The organism is Kitasatospora sp. NPDC053057, from assembly GCF_044546945.1.
GTDB lineage: Bacteria > Actinomycetota > Actinomycetes > Streptomycetales > Streptomycetaceae > Kitasatospora.
Map to the genome: position 1 here is coordinate 205,971 of NZ_JBITZP010000002.1, position 21,456 is coordinate 227,426.

Annotated in this window: 18 protein-coding genes; 9 read left to right on the forward strand and 9 right to left on the reverse strand. The window is 71.0% G+C overall.

Translation table 11 applies throughout. The features are described from left to right. Positions 1-10 precede the first annotated feature (10 nt). The 9 genes from ACIG5E_RS03570 to dnaA all read right to left on the reverse strand — a co-directional run bounded on the left by ACIG5E_RS03570 (position 11) and on the right by dnaA (position 14,305). Positions 11-1,384: a class I SAM-dependent methyltransferase gene (locus ACIG5E_RS03570; protein WP_396531220.1), complete on the reverse strand. Its 1,374-nt coding sequence runs from the start codon at positions 1,382-1,384 to the stop codon at positions 11-13. 258 nt (positions 1,385-1,642) lie between these two features. After that, positions 1,643-2,308 carry a DUF3566 domain-containing protein gene (locus ACIG5E_RS03575; RefSeq protein ID WP_396531221.1) on the reverse strand — a complete coding sequence of 222 codons (666 nt, stop codon included), beginning with the start codon at positions 2,306-2,308 and terminating at the stop codon, positions 1,643-1,645. 223 nt (positions 2,309-2,531) lie between these two features. Next, the gene (gene gyrA / locus ACIG5E_RS03580; RefSeq protein WP_396531451.1) at positions 2,532-5,063 is read right to left on the reverse strand and encodes a DNA gyrase subunit A; all 2,532 of its coding nucleotides are present in this window, start codon (positions 5,061-5,063) and stop codon (positions 2,532-2,534) included. 131 nt (positions 5,064-5,194) lie between these two features. Then, positions 5,195-7,213 carry a DNA topoisomerase (ATP-hydrolyzing) subunit B gene (gene gyrB / locus ACIG5E_RS03585; protein ID WP_396531222.1) on the reverse strand — a complete coding sequence of 673 codons (2,019 nt, stop codon included), beginning with the start codon at positions 7,211-7,213 and terminating at the stop codon, positions 5,195-5,197. Positions 7,214-7,482: 269 nt separating this feature from the next. Then, entirely contained in the window at positions 7,483-8,022 is a 540-nt protein-coding gene (locus ACIG5E_RS03590; protein WP_396531223.1) for a DUF721 domain-containing protein, read from the reverse strand. Between the two features lie 144 nt (positions 8,023-8,166). Beyond that, on the reverse strand, positions 8,167-9,300 hold the full coding sequence (gene recF / locus ACIG5E_RS03595) for a DNA replication/repair protein RecF (RefSeq protein ID WP_396531224.1): 1,134 nt from the start codon (positions 9,298-9,300) through the stop codon (positions 8,167-8,169). Positions 9,301-9,363: 63 nt separating this feature from the next. After that, entirely contained in the window at positions 9,364-10,239 is an 876-nt protein-coding gene (gene gnd, locus ACIG5E_RS03600; RefSeq protein ID WP_396531225.1) for a phosphogluconate dehydrogenase (NAD(+)-dependent, decarboxylating), read from the reverse strand. 189 nt (positions 10,240-10,428) lie between these two features. Beyond that, complete coding sequence (gene dnaN, locus ACIG5E_RS03605; protein WP_350515684.1) at positions 10,429-11,559, reverse strand: DNA polymerase III subunit beta; 1,131 nt, start codon at positions 11,557-11,559, stop codon at positions 10,429-10,431. Between the two features lie 952 nt (positions 11,560-12,511). Further along, a complete protein-coding gene (gene dnaA / locus ACIG5E_RS03610) occupies positions 12,512-14,305 on the reverse strand; it encodes a chromosomal replication initiator protein DnaA (RefSeq protein ID WP_396531226.1) in 1,794 nt (597 codons plus the stop codon). Positions 14,306-14,658: 353 nt separating this feature from the next. Between dnaA and rpmH the strand changes: the two genes are divergently transcribed. The 9 genes from rpmH (at position 14,659) to ACIG5E_RS03655 (ending at position 21,333) form a co-directional block, all read left to right on the forward strand. Then, entirely contained in the window at positions 14,659-14,796 is a 138-nt protein-coding gene (rpmH, locus tag ACIG5E_RS03615) for a 50S ribosomal protein L34 (RefSeq protein ID WP_030059672.1), read from the forward strand. Positions 14,797-14,814: 18 nt separating this feature from the next. Continuing rightward, the gene (gene rnpA, locus ACIG5E_RS03620) at positions 14,815-15,243 is read left to right on the forward strand and encodes a ribonuclease P protein component (RefSeq protein ID WP_396531227.1); all 429 of its coding nucleotides are present in this window, start codon (positions 14,815-14,817) and stop codon (positions 15,241-15,243) included. Then, complete coding sequence (gene yidD / locus ACIG5E_RS03625; protein WP_188307180.1) at positions 15,240-15,554, forward strand: membrane protein insertion efficiency factor YidD; 315 nt, start codon at positions 15,240-15,242, stop codon at positions 15,552-15,554. The genes rnpA and yidD overlap by 4 nt, the downstream gene beginning before the upstream one ends. A 3-nt stretch (positions 15,555-15,557) precedes the next feature. Then, positions 15,558-16,712, forward strand: coding sequence for a membrane protein insertase YidC (gene yidC / locus ACIG5E_RS03630; protein WP_396531228.1), 1,155 nt, complete (start codon positions 15,558-15,560; stop codon positions 16,710-16,712). 66 nt (positions 16,713-16,778) lie between these two features. Continuing rightward, complete coding sequence (locus ACIG5E_RS03635) at positions 16,779-17,309, forward strand: protein jag (protein WP_396531229.1); 531 nt, start codon at positions 16,779-16,781, stop codon at positions 17,307-17,309. 159 nt (positions 17,310-17,468) lie between these two features. Beyond that, on the forward strand, positions 17,469-18,305 hold the full coding sequence (gene rsmG / locus ACIG5E_RS03640) for a 16S rRNA (guanine(527)-N(7))-methyltransferase RsmG (protein WP_396531231.1): 837 nt from the start codon (positions 17,469-17,471) through the stop codon (positions 18,303-18,305). Between the two features lie 268 nt (positions 18,306-18,573). Next, a complete protein-coding gene (locus ACIG5E_RS03645) occupies positions 18,574-19,521 on the forward strand; it encodes a ParA family protein (RefSeq protein ID WP_396531452.1) in 948 nt (315 codons plus the stop codon). Continuing rightward, on the forward strand, positions 19,518-20,588 hold the full coding sequence (locus ACIG5E_RS03650; RefSeq protein WP_396531233.1) for a ParB/RepB/Spo0J family partition protein: 1,071 nt from the start codon (positions 19,518-19,520) through the stop codon (positions 20,586-20,588). The genes ACIG5E_RS03645 and ACIG5E_RS03650 overlap by 4 nt, the downstream gene beginning before the upstream one ends. A gap of 127 nt (positions 20,589-20,715) precedes the next feature. Further along, positions 20,716-21,333, forward strand: coding sequence for a GNAT family N-acetyltransferase (locus ACIG5E_RS03655; RefSeq protein ID WP_396531234.1), 618 nt, complete (start codon positions 20,716-20,718; stop codon positions 21,331-21,333). The last annotated feature ends 123 nt before the right edge of the window (positions 21,334-21,456 follow it).

The following is a 21,456-nucleotide window of genomic DNA, read 5'->3' on the forward strand; positions in this document are numbered from 1 at the left end:
CACTGAAAGATTAGCGGACCGACCGCCGATCTCCCAAATCCGTTCCGGCCGGGGTCGCGGCAGTGACCTCGGCGGCCGGGCGCACCAGCCACTCCTCGCGGGTCGGCGGCAGGCCCGCCCGGCCCGCCTCGGTGCTGCGCACGGCGAGGATCTGGTTGACGCCGATCCGGTTCTGCTCGAAGGCGAGCGCGGAGGCGGCCATGTAGAGCCGCCAGACCCGGGCACGGCCGAGACCGACCAGCCGGACCGCCTCCGTCCAGTGCGCCTCCAGGTTGGCCACCCACTCGCGCAGGGTCAGCCCGTAGTGCTCGCGCAGCGCCTCGACGTCCCGGACCTCGAAGCCCGCCTCCTCCAGCCGGGCCACGGTGGAACCGACCGGGGAGAGCTCGCCGTCGGGGAAGACGTAGCGGTCGATGAAGGGGCTGGTGCGGTGCGGTTCACCCGGGTAGTCGGGGCGGCGGGCGATCTGGTGGTTGAGCAGCCGGCCGCCGGGCGCCAGCAGCCGGTACAGGCCGTCGGCGTAGACCCGGTACTGCTCCGAGCCGACGTGCTCGGCCATGCCGACGCTGGAGATCGCGTCGAAGGGGCCGTCGGCGATCTCCCGGTAGTCCTGCAGCCGGACCTCGACGCTGTCGGACAGGCCGGCCTCCTCGACCCGTGCCCGGGCCAGCGCGACCTGCTCCTTGGAGATCGAGACCCCGACCGCGGTGACGCCGTAGTGCTTGGCCGCGTGCAGCAGCAGCGATCCCCAGCCGCAGCCGACGTCCAGCAGCCGCATCCCGGGCCGCAGACCGAGCTTGCGGCAGATCAGGTCGAGCTTGGCCTCCTGGGCGGCCTCCAGGCTCTTCGCCTCGGGCGTCCAGTAGGCGCACGAGTAGACCATGGACGGGCCCAGCACGAGGCCGTAGAAGTCGTTCCCGACGTCGTAGTGGTGACTGATGGCCGCGCGGTCCCGGCCGCGGCTGTGCAGCCGCCCCCCGGCCCTGCGGACCTCCTCCGGGGGCGGGGTGGGCTCCGGGCCGAGCGCGCCGGCCCGCAGGGCGGCGGAGAGCACCCGGCGGCCCTTGGCGCCGAGGACGTCGCGCGGCCCGAGGGCCATGGTGCGGATCTCCGGGAGCTCGGCGAAGCGGGCGACCGCGGAGAGCGTCTCGTACAGGTCGGTGCCGGGGGCGAGCTCCAAGTCCCCCGCGACGTAGGCCCGAGCCAGGCCCAGTTCGTCCGGCTGCCAGAGCAGGCGGCGCAGCCCCCTGCGGTTGCGCAGGACCACCGTGGGCGCTCCGGGCGGCCCGGCGACGCTGCCGTCCCAGGCCTGCACCCGCAAGGGGACCGGGATACCCAACAGCCCGTCCAGGGCCTCCACCAGTTGACCTGCGAGCTTCGCCACCGCGCGCCTCCGTCCAGCCGTCCTGCGGAACCTCTCCTGACCCGGTCGACCGACCGGGGCGGCCTGCGGCACTCCCAGGGGTGGGAACGGGCGGCGTCCAGCTAATCCCACGGCGGGTGGCCCGTTTCCGGGCGGCACGCCGCGGGGACCGGCTGTCACCCGAAATGCCGACGGGCCCCGCAGGCTGCAACAGCCTGCGGGGCCCGTACATTCCGTCCGTGGACGGTGAACTGACTTTCGGTCAGGATCCGGCCGGAATCAGTCCTCCTCGGCCAGGGTCAGCTCGATGCCGCCGGTGAAGCCGGCCGCCGCGTTGTAGATGAACGCGGAGAGCGTGGACAGCGCGGTCAGCAGGACGACGTCGACCACGGCGATCAGCGTGGTGAACATCATGACCTTGCCGAAGCCGATGTAGTCCATCAGGTTGAGCTGGCTGCTGGCGTTGTCCGCACCGCCGCCGGTGACGTCCTTGAGCGTCTTGGTCAGCGAGTCGAAGACACCGAGCGAGTCCAGCGTCATCCACAGCACGGCCGAGGCCACGATGATGATGATGCCGACGGCCAGCGACAGCAGGAAGCTGACCTTCATCACCGACCACGGGTCGACCTTGGTCACCCGCAGCCGGGCCTTGCGGGTGCGGCCGAGGCCGCCCCCGAGGGTCGCGGGCCCGCCGGAGGGGCGGCGCGCCGCTCCGGGGACGGGGGTGCCGCCGGGCGGGGTGTTTCCGCTGGTCCGGGTGCCCCGGGCCGGGGTCGGCTGCCCCTTGGCGTACGTGGTCGGCTGCGAGAAGCCGCTCTGGCCGGCGGCCTGGTTGCCGGACGGGGTCTGGCCCCCGTAGGTCGCGCCGCTCTGGCCGGCTCCGCCGACCGGCGGCATCAGCGAGGTGGACGCGGCCGAGTGCTCGGTCGGCGGCTGTCCCGGCACGCCGTACGACCCCCCGCCCTGCGCGCCCGGACGGCCGCCGGAGGGTCCTCCCGCAGCACCCGTGGCTCCACTCACCTGGTCCTCCCGCACTTCCCACCAGGGCGGCGCCGCCCTGGTCCGTCACTCGTCATCCAGCGCCCGGCGGGATTGCCCGGTACTGGTCGGCGTCCGGTGCCGCCGCGTCCACTCCTCTGGACGCGGCGGCACCGGTCTGCGGTTCGGTTCAGACCTCGGCGTCGCCGCCGACCGCCGTCCCCGCACCTTCGGCCGTCTCGGTGGACTCGGTGACCTCGTCCTCCGCCGTCTCCTCGTCCTCGGCCTCCGCGTTGCGGGCCATGCCCACGACCGCGTCGCGCTTACCGAGGTTGATCAGTTGGACGCCCATGGTGTCACGTCCGGTTTCACGAACCTCGGAAACCCTCGTGCGGATCACCCCACCCGAGAGGGTGATCGCCATGATCTCGTCGGTGTCGTCGACCACGAGCGCGCCGACCAGCGAGCCCCGGCCCTCGACGATCTTCGCCGCCTTGGTGCCGTAGCCGCCGCGCCCCTGGACACGGTACTCGTCCACGGCGGTCCGCTTGGCGTACCCGCCGTCCGTGGCGGTGAAGACGTAGGTGCCCGGACGGACGACGTTCATCGAGAGCAGTTCGTCGTCCTCGCGGAAGGCCATGCCCTTGACGCCGGAGGTGGCGCGGCCGGTGGACCGCAGCGTGTCGTCGGTCGCGGTGAAGCGGATCGACTGGGCCTTCTTCGAGACCAGCAGCAGGTCGTCCTCGGGGGAGACCAGCTCGGCGCCGATCAGCTCGTCGTCCCGGCCCTCGTCGTCCTGGCGCAGGTTGATCGCGATCAGGCCGCCGGAGCGCGGGGAGTCGTAGTCCTTCAGCGGGGACTTCTTCACCAGGCCGGCCCGGGTGGCGAGGACCAGGTACGGCTTGTCCTCGTAGGTGCGGACGGCCATCACCTGGGCGATGTGCTCCTCCGGCTGGAAGGCCAGCAGGTTGGCCACGTGCTGGCCGCGGGCGTCGCGGCCGGCGTCCGGCAGCTCGTAGCCCTTGGCGCGGTAGACCCGGCCCTTGTTGGTGAAGAACAGGATCCAGTTGTGGGTCGTCGTCACGAAGAAGTGGTCGACGATGTCGTCCTGCTTGAGCTGGGCGCCGCGCACGCCCTTGCCGCCGCGCTTCTGCGAGCGGTAGAGGTCGGAGCGGGTCCGCTTGACGTAGCCGCCACGGGTGATCGTGACGACGATGTCCTCCTCGGCGATGAGGTCCTCGATGGAGAGGTCGCCGTCCGAGGGGATGAGGGTCGACCGCCGGTCGTCGCCGTACTTCTCGACGATCGCGGCGAGCTCCTCGGAGATGATCTCCCGCTGACGGGTCGGCGAGGCGAGGATCGCGTTGTACTCGTCGATCTTGCGCTGCAGCTCGTCGTGCTCGTCCATGATCCGCTGGCGCTCCAGGGCGGCCAGGCGGCGCAGCTGCATCTCCAGGATCGCGTTGGCCTGGAGCTCGTCGATCTCCAGCAGGCCCATCAGGCCGGTGCGGGCGGCGTCGGCGCTGGCCGAGGCCCGGATCAGCGCGATGACCTCGTCGATCAGGTCCAGGGCCTTGAGCAGCGCGCGCAGGATGTGGGCGCGCTCCTCGGCCTTGCGCAGCCGGAAGGTGGTGCGCCGGACGATGACCTCGACCTGGTGGTTGACCCAGTGCCGGATGAAGGAGTCCAGCGACAGGGTGCGCGGCACGCCGTCGACCAGGGCCAGCATGTTGGCGCCGAAGTTGGTCTGCAGCTCGGTGTGCTTGTACAGGTTGTTGAGCACGACCTTGGCGACCGCGTCGCGCTTGAGCACGACCACCAGGCGGGTGCCGGTGCGGGACGAGGACTCGTCGCGGACGTCGGCGATGCCGGCGATCTTGCCGTCCTTCACCAGGTCGGCGATCTTCAGCGCGAGGTTGTCCGGGTTGACCTGGTACGGCAGCTCGGTGATCACCAGGCACTGGCGGCCCTGGATCTCCTCGACCTCGACCACGGCGCGCATGGTGACCGAGCCGCGGCCGGTGCGGTAGTAGTCGTCGATCCCGCGACGGCCGACGATCAGCGCGCCGGTGGGGAAGTCGGGGCCCTTGATCCGCTCGATCAGGGCCTCCAGCAGCTCCTCGGCGGAGGCCTCCGGGTTCTCCAGGTACCAGAGCGCGCCGGAGGCGACCTCGCGGAGGTTGTGCGGCGGGATGTTGGTGGCCATGCCGACCGCGATGCCGGTGGCACCGTTGACCAGCAGGTTGGGGAAGCGCGCAGGCAGGACGGTCGGCTCCTGCGAGCGGCCGTCGTAGTTGGGCGCGAAGTCGACGGTCTCCTCGTCGATGTCGCGCATCATCTCCATGGCCAGCGGCATCATCTTGCACTCGGTGTAGCGCATGGCCGCAGCCGGGTCGTTGCCCGGGGAGCCGAAGTTGCCGTTGCCGTCCACCAGCGGCATCCGCATCGACCACGGCTGGGCCAGGCGGACCACGGTGTCGTAGATCGAGGTGTCACCGTGCGGGTGGTAGTTGCCCATCACGTCGCCGACGACGCGGGCGCACTTGTAGTAGCCCTTCTCGGGCCGGTACCCGCCGTCGTACATCGCGTAGAGCACGCGGCGGTGCACCGGCTTGAGGCCGTCGCGGACCTCGGGGAGCGCCCGGCTGACGATCACGCTCATGGCGTAGTCGAGGTACGAGCGCTGCATCTCGGTCTCGAGCTCGACCGGCTCGATCCGCATGGTCGCCTGGGCGGTGGCCTCGGCGGCCTCGGGGGTCTCGGGCTGGTCGCCTTCGGGACGGTTGTCGTCGACCACTGGTGGTCAGTTTCCTTTCACGCGGACTGGTACGTGCGGGGCCTGGGGTGCAGGCGTCACACGTCCAGGAAGCGGACGTCCTTGGCGTTGCGCTGGATGAAGGAGCGGCGGGCCTCGACGTCCTCGCCCATCAGCACGGAGAACAGCTCGTCGGCGCGGGCGGCGTCCTCCAGGGTGACCTGGAGCAGCAGCCGGTGCTCGGCGTCCATGGTGGTGACCCGGAGCTCCTCGGCGTTCATCTCGCCGAGACCCTTGAAGCGCTGGATCGCGTCGTCCTTGGGCAGTCGGCGCCCGGCCTCCACCCCGGCGGCGATCAGCGCGTCGCGCTCGCGGTCGGAGTAGGCGTACTCGAAGTCGTCCTTGCCCCACTTGATCTTGTACAGCGGCGGCATGGCGAGGTAGACGTACCCGGACTCGACCAGCGGCCGCATGAAGCGGAACAGGAGGGTGAGCAGCAGGGTGCGGATGTGCTGACCGTCGACGTCGGCGTCGGCCATCAGGACGATCTTGTGGTAGCGCAGCTTGGACTCGTCGTAGTCCTCCTGGATGCCGCAGCCGAAGGCCGAGATCAGCGCCTGGACCTCGGTGTTCTGCAGCACCTTGTCGATCCGGGCCTTCTCGACGTTCAGGATCTTGCCGCGGATCGGCAGGATGGCCTGGGTGCGCGGGTCGCGGCCCTGCTTGGCCGAGCCGCCGGCGGAGTCACCCTCGACGATGAAGATCTCGCACTCGGACGGGTCCTTGGACTGGCAGTCCGAGAGCTTGCCCGGCAGCGAGGCGGACTCCAGCAGGCCCTTGCGGCGGGTGAGGTCGCGGGCCTTGCGGGCGGCGACGCGCGCGGTGGCGGCCTGGATGGACTTGCGGATGATGTCCGCGGCCTCGTTGGGGTTGCGGTCCAGCCAGTCGTTGAGCTGCTCGTGGACGACCTTCTGGACGAAGGTCTTCGCCTCGGTGTTGCCGAGCTTGTCCTTGGTCTGGCCCTCGAACTGCGGCTCGCCGAGCTTGACCGAGATGATCGCGGTCAGACCCTCGCGGATGTCCTCGCCGGAGAGGTTGTCGTCCTTCTCGCGGAGCAGCTTCTTGTCCCGCGCGTAGCGGTTGACCAGGCCGGTCAGCGCGGCACGGAAGCCCTCCTCGTGGGTACCGCCGCCGTGGGTGTGGATGGTGTTGGCGAAGCTGTAGACCCCCTCGGTGTAGGAGGAGTTCCACTGCATCGCGACCTCCACCGAGATCGCCTTGTCCTTGTCCTCCGCCTCGAAGTCGATCACCGAGGGGTGGATGACCTCGCCCTTGCGGGAGTTGAGGTGGGCGACGAAGTCGGCGATGCCGCCGTCGTACTTGTACGTGACGGAGAGCGGCTTGCCCTCCTCGTCCACGTGCTCGGGGCGCTCGTCGGTCAGCGAGATCGACAGGCCCTTGTTGAGGAAGGCCATCTCCTGGAAGCGCCGGGAGAGCGTCTCGAAGGAGTAGACGGTGGTCTCGAAGATGTCGGCGTCGGCCCAGAAGGTCACCGTGGTGCCGGTACGGTCGGTCTCCGCGCCCTTGACCAGGGCGGCGGTCGGCGCGCCCATCTTGTAGTCCTGGGTCCAGATGTTGCCGTCCTTGTGGATCTCCACCGAGAGCCGGGTGGACAGCGCGTTCACGACCGAGACACCGACGCCGTGCAGACCGCCGGAGACGGCGTAGCCGCCGCCGCCGAACTTGCCGCCCGCGTGCAGGACGGTGAGCACGACCTCGACGGCGGGCTTGTCCTGGCCGGGGACGATGTCCACCGGGATGCCGCGGCCGTTGTCGACGACGCGGATCGCGCCGTCGGCCATGATCGTGACGTCGATGGTGTCGGCGTACCCGGCCATCGCCTCGTCGACGGAGTTGTCCACGACCTCCTGCACCAGGTGGTGCAGGCCGCGCTCACCGGTGGAACCGATGTACATGCCGGGGCGCTTGCGGACGGCGTCGAGGCCTTCCAGCACCTGGATGTTGCTACCGGTGTAGGAAGCCTGGTCGGTGGTCTGGTCTGGGGTCTGGCTGGGGTTGCCGGAATCGGCCACGAAGCGCCCTCTCTGGCACAGCACGGGCCGCAATCCCGCCCCGTGCGGGCGAGCGTGCGACCACGGCGTTTCGACTCGGTTGCCACTAGCAACAGTGTTTGGCTTTCAGTCTACCGGTACGACTGACAGAGATGGGCGTTTGGCAGCCCTTGAAGGCAGATACGCCGCCCTGAATCCCCTCTGCACGTGTCCCGATACTCGACCCGGGGGCCTGAGGCGCCTGGAAGGGCCGTCAGGGGTTCCGGAAGATCGTGGTCCGATCCCGGCCTGGGGCCGACCGCCGGCGGCGGGGGTCAGCCCCAGGTGTCGCCCGGGCCCTTGCTCCCCGGCGCGCGCAGCCGGCCGTAGCCGCGGACCGGCGCGGCCGGGCCGAGCACCTTGATGGTCCGGACCGTGCCGTGGCCCAGCTCGTGGTTCAGACGGGCCACCAACTGCCGGGCAAGCCAGCGGAGTTGGGTGGCCCAAGCGGTGGAGTCGCACTGCACGGTGAGCACCGCGGCGGCCTCGTCGTAGGAGGAGGGGTGGCAGTGCGCGGAGATGTCCGGGCCGACGATCTGCGGCCAGCGGCCCATCACCCCGCCGACCGCGGCGGAGGACTCCCAGCCGCGCTCGGTCAGCAGCCGGTTCAGCGCCGCGCCCAGCGGCACCGGGTCGCGGCCGTCCGAGCGGGCGCCGCTGCGCAGACCGTGCCGCTTCGCCTCGCGCTTCTGCTGGACCTGCTCACCGCGCTGACGGGCCTGGGCGCGGGCCGCCCGCAGGGCGGACCGGGCGAGGTCGGCCCCGGTGGGCTCGGCGGCGCCGGGGCCGGGGGAGCTCTCCGCCGACTCGCTCACGGCGATCTCCTTTCCCCAGCCTGTGGACAACCCGATGAGCCGTCCAGCCTACGGGAGCACGCGGACGCCGGGCGTCGGCGCGTGCCGTGCTGCGGGTACGGATGTGGGTGCGGTGCGGTGCGGGTGCGGGTCGGTGGGCGGGGATCAGGCGTCGATCCGGCGGACGGCGCCGTCGGAGACCGCGAACCGGGCGCCCGCCAGCGCCTTCGGCACGTCCTCGGCCACCGCCGCGGTCACCAGCACCTGCTCGCCGTCGGCCACCAGCTCGGCCAGCCGGTCCCGGCGGGCGGCGTCCAGCTCGGCGAACACGTCGTCCAGGATCAGCACCGGCTCGCCGCCGTCCGCGCGCAGCAGCTCGTACGAGGCCAGCCGCAGCGCGAGCGCGAACGACCAGGACTCGCCGTGGCTGGCATAGCCCTTGGCGGGCAGCGGGCCGAGCTTGAGCACCAGCTCGTCGCGGTGCGGGCCGACCAGGGTGATCCCGCGCTCGACCTCCTGCTTGCGGACCGCCTGCAGGGCCTGCAGCAGCTGTTCCTCGGCCTGCTCACGGCTGGCCGGCAGCTCGCCCTCGAAGGAGCTGCGGTACTCCAGCGTCGTCTCACCGCCGCCCGGGGCCAGTTGGCCGTACGCGGCCGTCACCAACGGCCGCAGGGCGGCCACCAGCTGGATCCGGAAGGCCGTCAACTCGGCTCCGGCCCGGGCCAGATGGCCGTCCCAGACCTCCAGGGTGGACAGGTCGGCGCCCTTGCCGCCGCCGGCCCGACGGGCCATCGCGGCGGTCTTCAGCAGGGCGTTGCGCTGCTTGAGCACCCGCTCGTAGTCCTGCCGGACCCCGGCCAGCCGGGGCGCGCGGGCGGTCAGCAGCTCGTCCAGGAAGCGCCGGCGCTCGCCCGGGTCGCCCTTGACCAGGCTGAGGTCCTCGGGTGCGAACAGCACGGTGCGCAGCAGGCCCAGCACGTCGCGCGGGCGGACGTTGTCAGAGCGGTTGATCCGGGCCCGGTTGGCCTTGCCCGGCGTGAGCTCCAGCTCGACCAGGGTGGAGCGGCCGCGGTCCACCACCGAGGTGCGGATCACCGCGCGTTCGGCGCCCAGCCGGATCAGCGGGGCGTCGGTGGCCACCCGGTGGCTGCCCAGGGTGGCGACGTAGCCGATCGCCTCGACCAGGTTGGTCTTGCCCTGGCCGTTGGGCCCGACGAAGGCCGTCACGCCCGGGTCGAGGGGAACCTCGGCCCGGGCGTACGACCGGAAGTCGGCGAGCGACAGATGCGCGACGTGCATGGCTGTGGACTGCGCTCGCCTTCTTTGAACAGACCTGTGGATGACCGGGGGAAGCCCGGTGGACTACTTCGACTCGACCGCGTGGCCGCCGAACTGGTTGCGCAGTGCGGCGATCATCTTCATCTGCGGCGAGTCGTCCTGGCGGGAGGCGAAGCGGGCGAACAGCGAGGCGGTGATCGCCGGCAGCGGCACGGCGTGGTCGATCGCGGCCTCGACCGTCCAGCGGCCCTCGCCGGAGTCGGCGGCCCAGCCGCGCAGCTTGTTCAGGTGCTCGTCCTCGTCCAGGGCGCGGACGGCCAGGTCCAGCAGCCAGGAGCGGATGACGGTGCCCTCCTGCCAGCTGCGGAAGACCTCGCGCACGTCGGTGACCTCGGGGGCGGCCTCAAGCAGCTCCCAGCCCTCGGCGAAGGCCTGCATCATCGCGTACTCGATGCCGTTGTGGACCATCTTGGCGAAGTGGCCGGCGCCCACCGCGCCCGCGTGCACCGAGCCGAAGTCGCCCTCGGGCTTGAGCGCGTCGAAGACCGGCTGGACGCGGGCGACGTGCTCGGCGTCGCCGCCGTACATCAGCGCGTAGCCGTTCTCCAGGCCCCAGACGCCGCCCGAGACGCCGCAGTCGACGAAGCCGATGCCCTTGGCCGCCAGCGCCTCGGCGTGCTTGATGTCGTCGGTCCAACGGGAGTTGCCGCCGTCGACCACCACGTCACCGGGGGAGAGCAGCTCGGCGAGCTCGTCGACGGTCGCCTGGGTCGCGGCGCCGGCCGGGACCATCACCCAGACCACGCGCGGGCCTTCGAGCTTGGTGACGAGCTCCTGCAGGCTCTCGACGTCGGAGATCTCCGGGTTGCGGTCGTATCCGATGACGGTGTGGCCGGCGCGGCGGATCCGCTCGCGCATGTTGCCGCCCATCTTGCCGAGACCGATGAGGCCGAGCTCCATGACCAAATCCTTACTGTGGGGACGTGCCTGGCGGCGGCGCCGTTGCCGCACTCCCCGAGCCTACGCTTCCGACCGCTACCGGCTCCGCGCAGTCGGGCCGACCGGGGGAGACGTCCACAGGCTGTGCACAGCGGGTGTGCACAGCCTGTGGGTGACCGACCTGGTCGGCGCTCGGTCCGAGTGGACGGGTCAGCCGGAGAGGCGGACCGGCATGATCAGGTACTGGTAGGCCTTGTCCTCCTCGGCGTCCACCGAGACCTTGCCGCTGAGCAGGGCCGGCTTGGTCGGGGTGGTGAAGCTCAGCTGGGCGAACGGGGAGTCGATGGCCTTGAGGCCCTCCTCCAGGTAGCCCGGGTTGAAGGCGATCGAGATGTCGTCGCCCTCGAGGTCGGCCTCGATCCGCTCGGTGGCCTGGGCGTCGTCGCCCGAACCGGCCTCCAGGGTCAGCACGCCCTGCTCGAAGTTGAGCCGGACCGGGGTGTTGCGCTCGGCGACCAGCGAGACGCGCTTGAGCGCCTCCAGGAAGGGCTGGGTCTGGATCGCGGCGACCGCGCTGAACTCGGTCGGGAAGAGGCTGCGGAACTTGGGGAACTCGCCCTCCAGCAGCCGGGTGGTGGTGCGGCGGCCGGCGCCCTCGAAGCCGATCAGGCCCTCGCCCGCGCCGCCCGAGGAGAGCGCGATGGAGACGGTGTCACCGCTGCCCAGGGACTTGGCGATGTCCTGCAGGGTCTTGGCGGGCACCAGGGCGACCGCGGAGATGTCCGACTGCTCGGGCTTCCACAGCAGGTCGCGGACGGCGAAGCGGTAGCGGTCGGTGGCGGCCAGGGTGATCCGGTCGCCCTCGATCTCGACCCGGACACCGGTGAGCACCGGCAGGGTGTCGTCCCGGCCGGCGGCGACCGCGGCCTGGCTGACGGCCGAGGCGAAGACGTCACCGGCGACGGTGCCGGTGGCGGTCGGCATCTGGGGCAGCGCCGGGTACTCGTCCACGGGCAGGGTCGGCAGGGTGAAGCGGGAGCTGCCGCAGACCACGCTGACCCGCTGGCCGTCGGTGGAGATCTCCACCGGCCTGTTGGGGAGGTTGCGCGAGATGTCGTTGAGCAGGCGACCGGAGACCAGGACGGTGCCGGCCTCCTCGACGTCCGCCTCCAGCTCGACCCGGGCCGAGACCTCGTAGTCGAAGCCGGACAGCGCCAGGCTGCCCTCCTGCGCGGTCAGCAGCAGGCCGGCCAGCACCGGCACCGGCGGCCGTGCCGGGAGGCTGCGGGCAGCCCAGGCCACCGCCTCCGCGAGGACGTCACGCTCCACCCGGAACTTCACCGGTAACCGCCTCCTGGTTCGAGCGCTCCCGCTCGCACTCTGGTTCGTCTGATCTTGATCGTCGGTCCGCCTGTCCGCCGAGCTCTACCACTCCGCTTCCAGTCGCAAAGGACAGTCTGACGTACTCCGCCGACAGACGGGGCAGACGGGCGGGAGCAAACCGAACAGATGTCTGGGAGCGGTTGTCCACAGATTTCGGGCCCACCCACTTTGAAAGCAGGTTCACGGTCTATCTGTGTAGCGGTAGTAGTAGGGCCTGTGGAAACCGTGGATAACCCCGTTTCCGCAGGTCAGCGCCCGAATTTTGTCCACAGTGGGTGTGGACGGCGGCTGTGGACGGGCAGGCCGCGCTGTGGACAGCCGAGCGTTACCCACAGGGCACGCTGGGTATCCACAGGTTATCCCCAGGACTGTCCCCAGATCCGGGCCCGGTTATCCACGGGCGCCGGTCAACTTTTCGTGACGCCTTTCACACCAGGGTATGAACGGCAGCTCACGGTTGTCGAACTGTGGACCCCGCTGTGGACAACCTGGGGATAACCGCCCCGGCCCTGGGGACAACCGGTGGATAACCCGGACGGCCCAGTGGCGGCCCGTCAATTGTCCACACCCTGTGGATAACCGTTGTGCACAAGTCCACAGGCACCTGACCTGCGCGGAAGAGCGTAGCGGCGGCGCGCCTGTGGACGAATTCTGGATAACTCCGGAGCCCCCGGCCTGTGGACTGTGCAGAAGGGGCCCGTCCTGTGGACAACTGCCTTGCGCGCCCTCGGTTTTCGAATCACCGGTCAGTTGTTCGGCACGGGCTGTGGACTGGTGGGCCGTCCGTCGCCCGGATCCCTGCCCAGTCGGAGCCCGACACACACCTGTGGACATGCGGAAAGGGCGTCAGGATCGCTCCTGACGCCCTTTTCCGGCCGACTGGCCCGAGGCCCCGACTCGGCGGTGCGGCCTAGCTCTTGATGCGGTTGGTGAGCTCGGTGACCTGGTTGTAGATGGAGCGCCGCTCGGCCATCAGCGAGCGGATCTTGCGGTCCGCGTGCATCACCGTGGTGTGGTCGCGGCCGCCGAACTGCGCGCCGATCTTCGGCAGCGACAGGTCGGTGAGCTCCCGGCACAGGTACATGGCGATCTGGCGGGCGGTCACCAGCACCCGGCTGCGCGAGGAGCCGCAGAGGTCGTCCACGCCCAGGCCGAAGTACGCGGCGGTCTGCTGCATGATGACCTGCGCGGTGATCTCCGGGCCGGCGTCCTCGTCCCCGCCCGGGATCAGGTCCTTGAGGACGATCCCGGCCAACTCCAGGTCCACCGGCGCCCGGTTGAGGTTGGCGAAGGCGGTGACCCGGATCAGCGCGCCCTCCAACTCCCGGATGTTGCGGGTGATCCGGGACGCGATGAACTCCAACACGTCGGCGGGAGCGTTCAGTTGCTCCTGGATCGCCTTCTTGCGCAGGATCGCGATCCGGGTCTCCAGCTCCGGCGGGGTGACGTCGGTGATCAGGCCCCACTCGAAGCGGTTGCGCAGCCGGTCCTCCAGCGTGGTCAGCAGCTTGGGCGGCCGGTCCGACGAGAGGACGATCTGCTTGTTCGCGTTGTGGAGGGTGTTGAAGGTGTGGAAGAACTCCTCCTGGGTGGACTCCTTGCTCGCCAGGAACTGGACGTCGTCCACGAGCAGGATGTCCATGTCCCGGTAGCGGCGGCGGAAGGTGTCCGCCTTGCCGTCCCGGATCGAGTTGATGAACTCGTTGGTGAACTCCTCCGAGGACACGTAGCGCACCCGGGTGCCCGGGAAGAGGCTGCGCGAGTAGTGCCCGATGGCGTGCAGCAGGTGGGTCTTGCCCAGCCCGGACTCGCCGTAGATGAAGAGCGGGTTGTACGCCTTGGCCGGGGCCTCGGCGACCGCCACCGCCGCCGCGTGCGCGAAGCGGTTGCTGGCGCCGATGACGAAGGTGTCGAACAGGTACTTGGGGTTCAGCCGGGCGGCCGGTTCGTCCTTGCGCGAGCCGCCGGCCGGGGGAGCGCCGGGCGGGGCGGGCACCCCGGGGACGGCGGGGCGCTCGGCGGACCGCTCCGGGGCGGCCTTCTCGGCCGGGCGGCCGCCGGCGGGCCGGGCGCCGTGTCCGCGGCGGCCCGCGCCGGTGCGCGGCTGCTCGCCGGGGCCGGGGCCGTAGGCGCCGCCGAAGAGGTCCCCCTGGGTGGTGGACGGCGGGCTGGGCAGGGGCCGCGACGCCGGGCGGGGCGCGGGCTCCTCGGGCTCGTGGTACGGCGCCTGGGGCTCCTGGTAGCCGGACCAGGGCTGGGCCGACTGGCCGCCGTAGGGCGCGGGGCGGTGCTCGTAGCCGCCGGTGTCGTAGCGCGGGCGCTCGTAGTCCTGCTCGTACGGCTGCTGCTGGTAGCCCTGGTCGCCGTAGCCGGGGTCCTCCTCGGCCGGGCCCGGGTACGGCTCGGCGGGGGCCTGGGCGACGGGCGCGGTCGGCACGGCGTTGGCGTCGACCATCACGGCGATCCGGACCGGCCGGCTGAGCTCACGGCTGAGCGCGTCGGTCAGCTGGGGCAGCAGCCGACCCTCCAGCACCTGCTTGGCCCGCTCGTTCGGGGTCGCCAGCAGGGCGGTGTCGTGCATCATCCACATCGGCTGGGTGCGCTGCACCCACTGTTTGTCCATCTCCCCGACATCGGGGTCGCTGACCAGCCGCTCGACGACCCTCGCCCAGACCGGGACGAGGTCGCTGTTGACATCAGCCACTGGTGCACGCTTTCCAAGAACAAAACCAGACAAGTCCTGCAACGGTAGTCAGCGAACAGGGACGGATCAAGTCGTTGTCCACAGGCTGTGGGTAAACCGCCTGTGGACGGCTGGTTTGACCCTCGTGCCCCGTCCCGCGTACCGTAACCAGGTCGAGTTGTCGATGGCCGCTGCCGCATGTCCGCGGGTCCACCCGCTCCATAAGGCGCGCAGCACGGGCGCCGTGGATTGCCTCAGACCCCAGCCGAACTGGGGCGATGGGCCGGATTTCCGAATCAGGGGAGATCACGCGGACGCACGGTGACGGCCAAGCGACCCCCCGTCATCCTACGATTCACCTCAGGAGCCCCCGAGTGAGCAAGCGCACCTTCCAGCCGAACAACCGTCGTCGCGCGAAGACCCACGGTTTCCGTCTGCGTATGCGTACCCGCGCCGGCCGCGCCATTCTGGCTGCCCGCCGTGGCAAGGGCCGCGCCAGCCTGTCCGCCTGATCCACGCCAGAGTCTGTTGTGCTGCCCTCCGAGAATCGGCTGCGGCGGCGCCAGGACTTCGCGACCGCGGTGAAACGCGGTCGCCGGGCCGGCCGGCCCCTTCTGGTCGTCCATCTCAGCAGAGACGGTGACCCGCAGGGGCAGACCGACCGGACCAGCGACTCCCGCCCGCACGTCGCCGAGGGGACTCCTTCGGCGCGTGCGGGTTTCGTCGTGAGCAAGGCCGTTGGCCCGGCGGTCGTTCGCAACCTGGTCAAGCGCCGGTTGCGCCATCTCCTCCGTGATCGTCTGTCCAGGCTGCCCGCCGGTAGCCTGATAGTGGTGCGTGCGCTGCCCCAGGCCGCGACCGCCTCGTACCAGGATCTCGAACGTGATCTGGATGCGGCGCTGAAGCGGTTGCTGAGGGTCGAGCCCGCCGCAACGGCGCCGACGGGAGCAGGGCGATGAAGTACCTGCTGATGGGTCTGATCAGGGTCTACCAGTGGACCATCAGCCCACTGCTCGGTCCGGTCTGCCGTTACTACCCCTCCTGCTCGCACTACGGCTACGAGGCCGTGAAGGTGCACGGGGCGGTCAAGGGCGGCGGGCTGACCGTCTGGCGCATCCTGCGTTGCAACCCCTGGTCGCCCGGCGGGGTGGACCACGTTCCGCCCCGCAAGCACCCGGTGTGGCACCGCCGGCTGCGCGATCTGCTGAGCCCCAAGAGCGGGACCGCCGAGCCGGAGCCGGTGGCGAAGCCCGATGTCCAAGGAGTCTGACCGGTGACCTTCGGTTTTCTGAGTCCCCTCTACACGGCGGTGTCCTGGATCATCGTCCAGTTCCACTCGCTGTACAGCCACGTCTTCAACCCGGATGGTGGCTGGGCCTGGGGTCTGGCCATCGCCTCGATGGTGGTCGTCATCCGGATCTGCCTGATCCCGCTCTTCGTGAAGCAGATCAAGGCGACCCGGGCCATGCAGGCGATCCAGCCGAAGATGAAGGCCATCCAGGAGCGCTACAAGAACGACCGGCAGCGCCAGTCCGAAGAGATGATGAAGCTGTACAAGGAGGCGGGTACCAACCCGTTCTCCAGCTGCCTTCCCATCATCGTGCAGGCGCCGTTCTTCACCGCCCTCTACGGCGTGCTGTCCAACGTCGCCAAGGGCCACGACATCGGCGTGATCCACGGCTCCCTGCTGGTGAGCGCCGGCAAGGCGCACATCTTCGGCGCCCCGCTCTCCGCGACCTTCGTCAGCAGCCCCGAGACCAGCGTCAAGATCGTCACCGCGGTGATGATCATCATGATGTCGCTGTCGCAGTTCGTCACCCAGCGCCAGCTGATGACCAAGAACGTCGACCTCACGGTGAAGACGCCGTTCATGCAGCAGCAGAAGATGCTGATGTACGTCTTCCCCGTCATGTTCGCCGTGATGGGCATCAACTTCCCGGTCGGTGTCCTGGTCTACTGGCTGACCACCAACGTCTGGTCGATGGGCCAGCAGCTGGTCGTCATCCACAACAACCCGACCCCGGGCAGCAAGGCCTTCCAGGAGCGCCAGGCGCGCCTGAAGAAGGCCGGCCGACTGCGCGCGGACGGTACGGAGATCAAGGGCGCGCTCTGGGGCATGCTGCCCCCGTCCAAGACGGCCATCGCCGAGGCGGCCTCCGCCTCCGCCGTGGTCGAGGAGTCGGTCCGGGCGAGCCGCCAGCAGCCCCGTCGCCAGACCAAGGCCCAGCGCCAGCACGGCGGTGCCACGCAGGCGACCGAGCCGAGCGAGGACAACCAGGCCGAGCAGGCCGCCGAGGAGGCCGTCGCGGCCGACTCCGGCGCCAAGGCGGCGGCCGACAAGCAGACCGCGGCCAAGCCCGGCGGCACCAAGCAGGGCACCCGGCAGCAGCCCAAGCGCGGCGGCCAGCGGCCGAAGAAGAAGTCCTGACCGGACTTCTGCGAAGAGCTTCGTTCCCCGCCCGCCAGCCGGGCCCATCTCCGAAGGAGTCCATCAGTGACGGAAGGCACCACCTCCGCCGTCGAGACCGAGGCTGCCGCCAGCGCCGACGAGAGCCTCGTCACCCGCCTGGAGCAGGAGGGTGACATCGCGGCCGACTACCTGGAGGGTCTGCTCGACATCGCGGACCTCGACGGTGACATCGACATGGACGTCGAGGGCGACCGCGCCCTGGTCTCCATCGTCAGCGACGGCAACGACCGTTCGCTGCAGCGACTGGTCGGCCAGGACGGCGAGGTGCTGGAGGCCCTGCAGGAGCTGACCCGGTTGGCTGTCCACCGGGAGACCGGCGAGCGCAGCCGCCTCATGCTGGACATTGCCGGCTTCCGGGCCCGCAAGCGCGAGGAGCTGGCCGCGCTGGGCGCCAAGGCCGCCGAGCAGGCCAAGAGCACCGGCGAGCAGGTCAAGCTGCGGCCGATGACGCCGTTCGAGCGCAAGGTCGTCCACGACGCGGTCGCGGCCGCCGGTCTGCGCAGCGAGTCGGAGGGCGAAGAGCCCGAGCGGTGCGTGGTCGTGCTGCCGGTCTGAGGCCGGCGGATCGATGACCGGTCGCCGCGGCGACCGGTGAGCCTTACCGGACACGACCCCGTCCGCCTCGTGCGGGCGGGGTCGTTGTTCCTTCTGGGATGTTTCACGTGAAACAGTGCGTTGAGCGGGTCGGTGGATCCGGAGATCGGAGAGGTCGAGATGGACACGGAGAGCACGGCCAGCGGCCGTCCGGGGGCGGACGTGAACCCTGACGCCGAGGGGCGGGCGGCCGAGACGTCCGAGGCGCCCGAGCTGGACGTGCTGGCCGAGGCGCCGGCCGCCGCCCGGGAGGTCTTCGGCGACCGCTTCGACGCCGCCGTCCGCTACACCGAGCTGCTGGCGACGGCGGGTGTCCGCCGAGGGCTGATCGGGCCCCGTGAGGTGCCCCGGCTGTGGGACCGCCACGTGCTCAACTGTGCGGTGCTGGCCGAGCTGCTACCCTCCGGCTCCACCCTGTGCGACGTCGGCTCCGGCGCCGGCCTGCCCGGAATCCCGGTGGCCCTGGCCCGTCCGGACGTCTCGGTGACCCTGCTGGAGCCGTTGCTGCGGCGGACCACCTTCCTGGAGGAGGTCGTCCGGGAGCTGGCGCTGGAGAACGTCACGGTGCTGCGCGGCCGCGCCGAGGAGATGGTCGGCAAGCTCGCGGTGGACGTGGTGACCGCCCGGGCGGTGGCGCCGCTGGACCGGCTGGCCGGCTGGGGCATGCCGCTGCTGCGCCCGCACGGGCAGATGCTGGCGCTCAAGGGCGACAGCGCCGAGCAGGAGCTGGCCGACTCGCGGGCCGGTCTGGCCAAGCTGGGCGCCGTCGAGTGGAGCGTGATCTCGGTCGGCGAGGGCACCCTGGAGACCTCGACCCGGGTGGTCCAGGTCAAGGCGGGCGAGAGCCCCGGCGGCGTGAAGGCCGCGACCCGGCGGGCCAAGGTGGCCCGGGCCGGTCGCAACGCGGGCGCCAAGAACGGCGTCACCGGTCGGGGCGCCCGCCGCCGCGGCCGCTAGCCGGCCGCCGAACAGTCGCGACAGCGGGCGGACGGTCCTCCACGGTGGGGGAACCGTCCGCCCGTCGTCGTTCGGGTGACGGGCGGGCCGACGGTCGGACATCGGAGTGTCGCAACGTCAGATTTCCGACATAGCGGGCATGGTGTTTCACGTGAAACGTCGCTCCTTGCTCTCCGGAATCCTTGCTCGCGGCCGGGCGGCGACTGTTGCCGCTCCGGTTTCACGTGAAACACTGAGCCCCATGCAGGACTCGGAGACCATCGACCAGATCGATGACACGCCCATCGCACGGGCTGCCCAGGCTGCGGTTCAGGCGATCGGCCGAGCTGGGGAGGGGCTGCCCCGGCCCGCCGCCACCCGGGTGATGGTGGTCGCCAACCAGAAGGGCGGGGTGGGCAAGACCACCACCACCGTGAACATGGCCGCCTCGCTGGCCATGCACGGGCTGCGCGTCCTGGTGGTCGACCTCGACCCGCAGGGCAACGCCTCCACCGCCCTCGGCATCGACCACCACGCCGAGGTGCCGTCCATCTACGACGTCCTGGTCGAGGGCAAGCCCATGGCCGACGTGGTCCAGCCGGTCGTGGACGTCGAGGGACTCTTCTGCGTCCCCGCCACCATCGACCTGGCCGGCGCCGAGATCGAGCTGGTCTCCCTGGTGGCCCGGGAGAGCCGGCTGCAGCGCGCCATCGCCGCCTACGAGCAACCGCTGGACTACATCCTGATCGACTGTCCGCCCTCGTTGGGCCTGCTGACGGTCAACGCCCTGGTGGCCGGCCAGGAAGTGCTGATCCCGATCCAGTGCGAGTACTACGCGCTGGAGGGCCTCGGCCAGCTGCTGCGCAACGTCGAGCTGGTGCGCGCGCACCTCAACTCCGCGCTGCACGTCTCGACCATCCTGCTCACCATGTACGACGCCCGGACCAGGCTGGCCGCCCAGGTCGCCGAGGAGGTCCGGACCCACTTCCAGAACGAGGTGCTGAGCACGGCGATCCCGCGCTCGGTCCGCATCTCGGAGGCGCCCAGCTACGGGCAGACGGTGCTGACCTACGACCCGGGCTCGACCGGGGCACTCTCGTACCTGGAGGCCGCCCGCGAGCTCGCGCTGCGCGCGGTCGGCCAGGGCGGCTCGTTCGTGGGTCAGCAGCGGGGCGGCAGCGGTACGGGGCACGGCGCCCCGGTGGCACAGCACGGTACGACGGAGGGTCATCAGTGAGTGGTCGCAGGGGTCTGGGACGAGGGCTTGGGGCGCTGATCGGCCCGGCCGCGCCGGCGGACGACGGGGCGGCGCAGCCCGTCGCGGCCACGCCCGCGCCGGCCCCGGCGGTGACGACCGGCGCGACGTCGCCGGCCTCGGTGCCGGTGCTGCCGGGCGGTCGCGCCACGGTGGCGGCCCGGGCGGCCGTCGGGCGGCGGCCGGAGCAGCCGACGCCGGTCCCCGGTGCCTCCTTCGCCGAGCTGCCGCTGGACGCGATCACCCCCAACCCGCGCCAGCCGCGCGAGGTGTTCGATGCGGACAAGCTGGCCGAGCTGGTCACCTCCATCAAGGAGGTCGGCCTGCTCCAGCCGATCGTGGTGCGCCAGATCGAGGCCGGGCGCTACGAGCTGATCATGGGCGAGCGCCGCTGGCGTGCCTCCCGTGAGGCGGGTCTGGAACGGATCCCGGCGATCGTCCGGGCCACCGAGGACGACAAGCTGCTGCTGGACGCCCTCCTGGAGAACCTCCACCGGGCCGAGCTGAACCCGCTGGAGGAGGCGGCCGCCTACGACCAGCTGCTGCGGGACTTCTCCTGCACCCACGAGGAGCTGGCCGACCGGATCGGCCGCTCGCGCGCGCACGTCTCCAACACCCTGCGGCTGATGAAGCTCCCGGCTTCCGTCCAGCGGAGGCTGGCGGCCGGCACCCTGACGGCCGGGCACGCGCGGGCGCTGCTTCCGCTGACGGATCCCGAGGCGCAGGAGAAGCTGGCCGCGCGGATCATCGCCGAGCTGCTCACGGTGCGCAACGTCGAGGAGATCGTCGTACTGATGCGCTCGGAGGAGCCGGAGAAGCCCACGCGCCAGACGCCGAAGGCGGGCAAGATCATCTCCCCGGCGTTCAACGACCTGGCGAGCCGGCTGTCGGACCGCTTCGACACCCGGGTCAAGGTCGAGGTGTCGCAGCGCGGCGGCAAGCTGGGCAAGGGCAAGGTGGTGCTGGAGTTCGGTTCGGTGGAGGACCTCAACCGGATCCTGGACAGCATGGCCCCCGGCGAGGACGGTCTGCGGCTGTCGCAGGGCTGAGCCCGTCCGGACCGAGGGCAACGACCCGATGGGTGCATGTGCCACGTGAGTTCTGTTTCACGTGAAACATGCACCCATCGGCGTTCGTGGGGGAATGCTCGACCGTGAAAGGGAGGAGGTACGGGCCATGGGACGCCGGATCGCTCCGCTGACGCTGGACAACCTCGCGGACCTGCCGACGGGCTGCCGCTCCTGCGTGTTCTGGGAGCTGGACCCGGTCAGCGCCAAGGAGGCGGTGGAGTCGGGGAAGCCGGAGCTGGAGAAGGAGGGGTGGATCTCCGCGGTGCTGCTGGAGTGGGGGTCCTGCGGCCGGATCGTCTACGTGGACGACCAGCCCGCCGGCTTCGTGCTCTACGCGCCGCCCGCGTACGTGCCCCGCTCCCAGTCCTTCCCGACCAGCCCGGTCTCGCCGGACGCCGTTCAGCTGATGGTCAGCCGGGTGCTGCCGGGCTACCAGCGGCAGGGGCTGGGCCGGGTGCTGGTGCAGACCGTCGCCAAGGACCTGCTGGGGCGCGGGGTGCGGGCGATCGAGGCCTTCGGCTCGGCGGGCCGGGTGCCGACCAGCTGCGTGCTGCCCGCCGACCACCTGCTCGCGGTCGGCTTCAAGACCGTACGGCCGCACCCGCGCTACCCGAGGCTGCGGCTGGAGGCCCGGGCCACGCTCTCCTGGCGGGGCGACGTGGAGGGGGCGCTGGAGCGGCTGCTCGGCGGCGGGCGGAAGGAGCCGGCGCTGCGGCCGTTCTGAGCGGTGCTGCGAAGACGGCGGCGGGGGGGGGGGGGGGGGGGGGCCCCCCCGCGGGGGGGGGGGGGCCGGGGGGCCCCGAAGCCGCCGGGCGGCGAGCGGCCCCCCCCGCGCGGACGGCGCGCG

Coding starts and splice junctions, on each gene's coding strand:
- gyrA (WP_396531451.1), bottom strand. CDS start 5,063: ATGCGGATCGAGCCGGTCGAGCTCGAGACCGAGATGCAGCGCTCGTAC.
- recF (WP_396531224.1), bottom strand. CDS start 9,300: ATGCACGTCGCGCATCTGTCGCTCGCCGACTTCCGGTCGTACGCCCGG.
- gnd (WP_396531225.1), bottom strand. CDS start 10,239: ATGGAGCTCGGCCTCATCGGTCTCGGCAAGATGGGCGGCAACATGCGC.
- yidD (WP_188307180.1), top strand. CDS start 15,240: ATGAAGTACCTGCTGATGGGTCTGATCAGGGTCTACCAGTGGACCATC.
- rsmG (WP_396531231.1), top strand. CDS start 17,469: ATGGACACGGAGAGCACGGCCAGCGGCCGTCCGGGGGCGGACGTGAAC.
- ACIG5E_RS03655 (WP_396531234.1), top strand. CDS start 20,716: ATGGGACGCCGGATCGCTCCGCTGACGCTGGACAACCTCGCGGACCTG.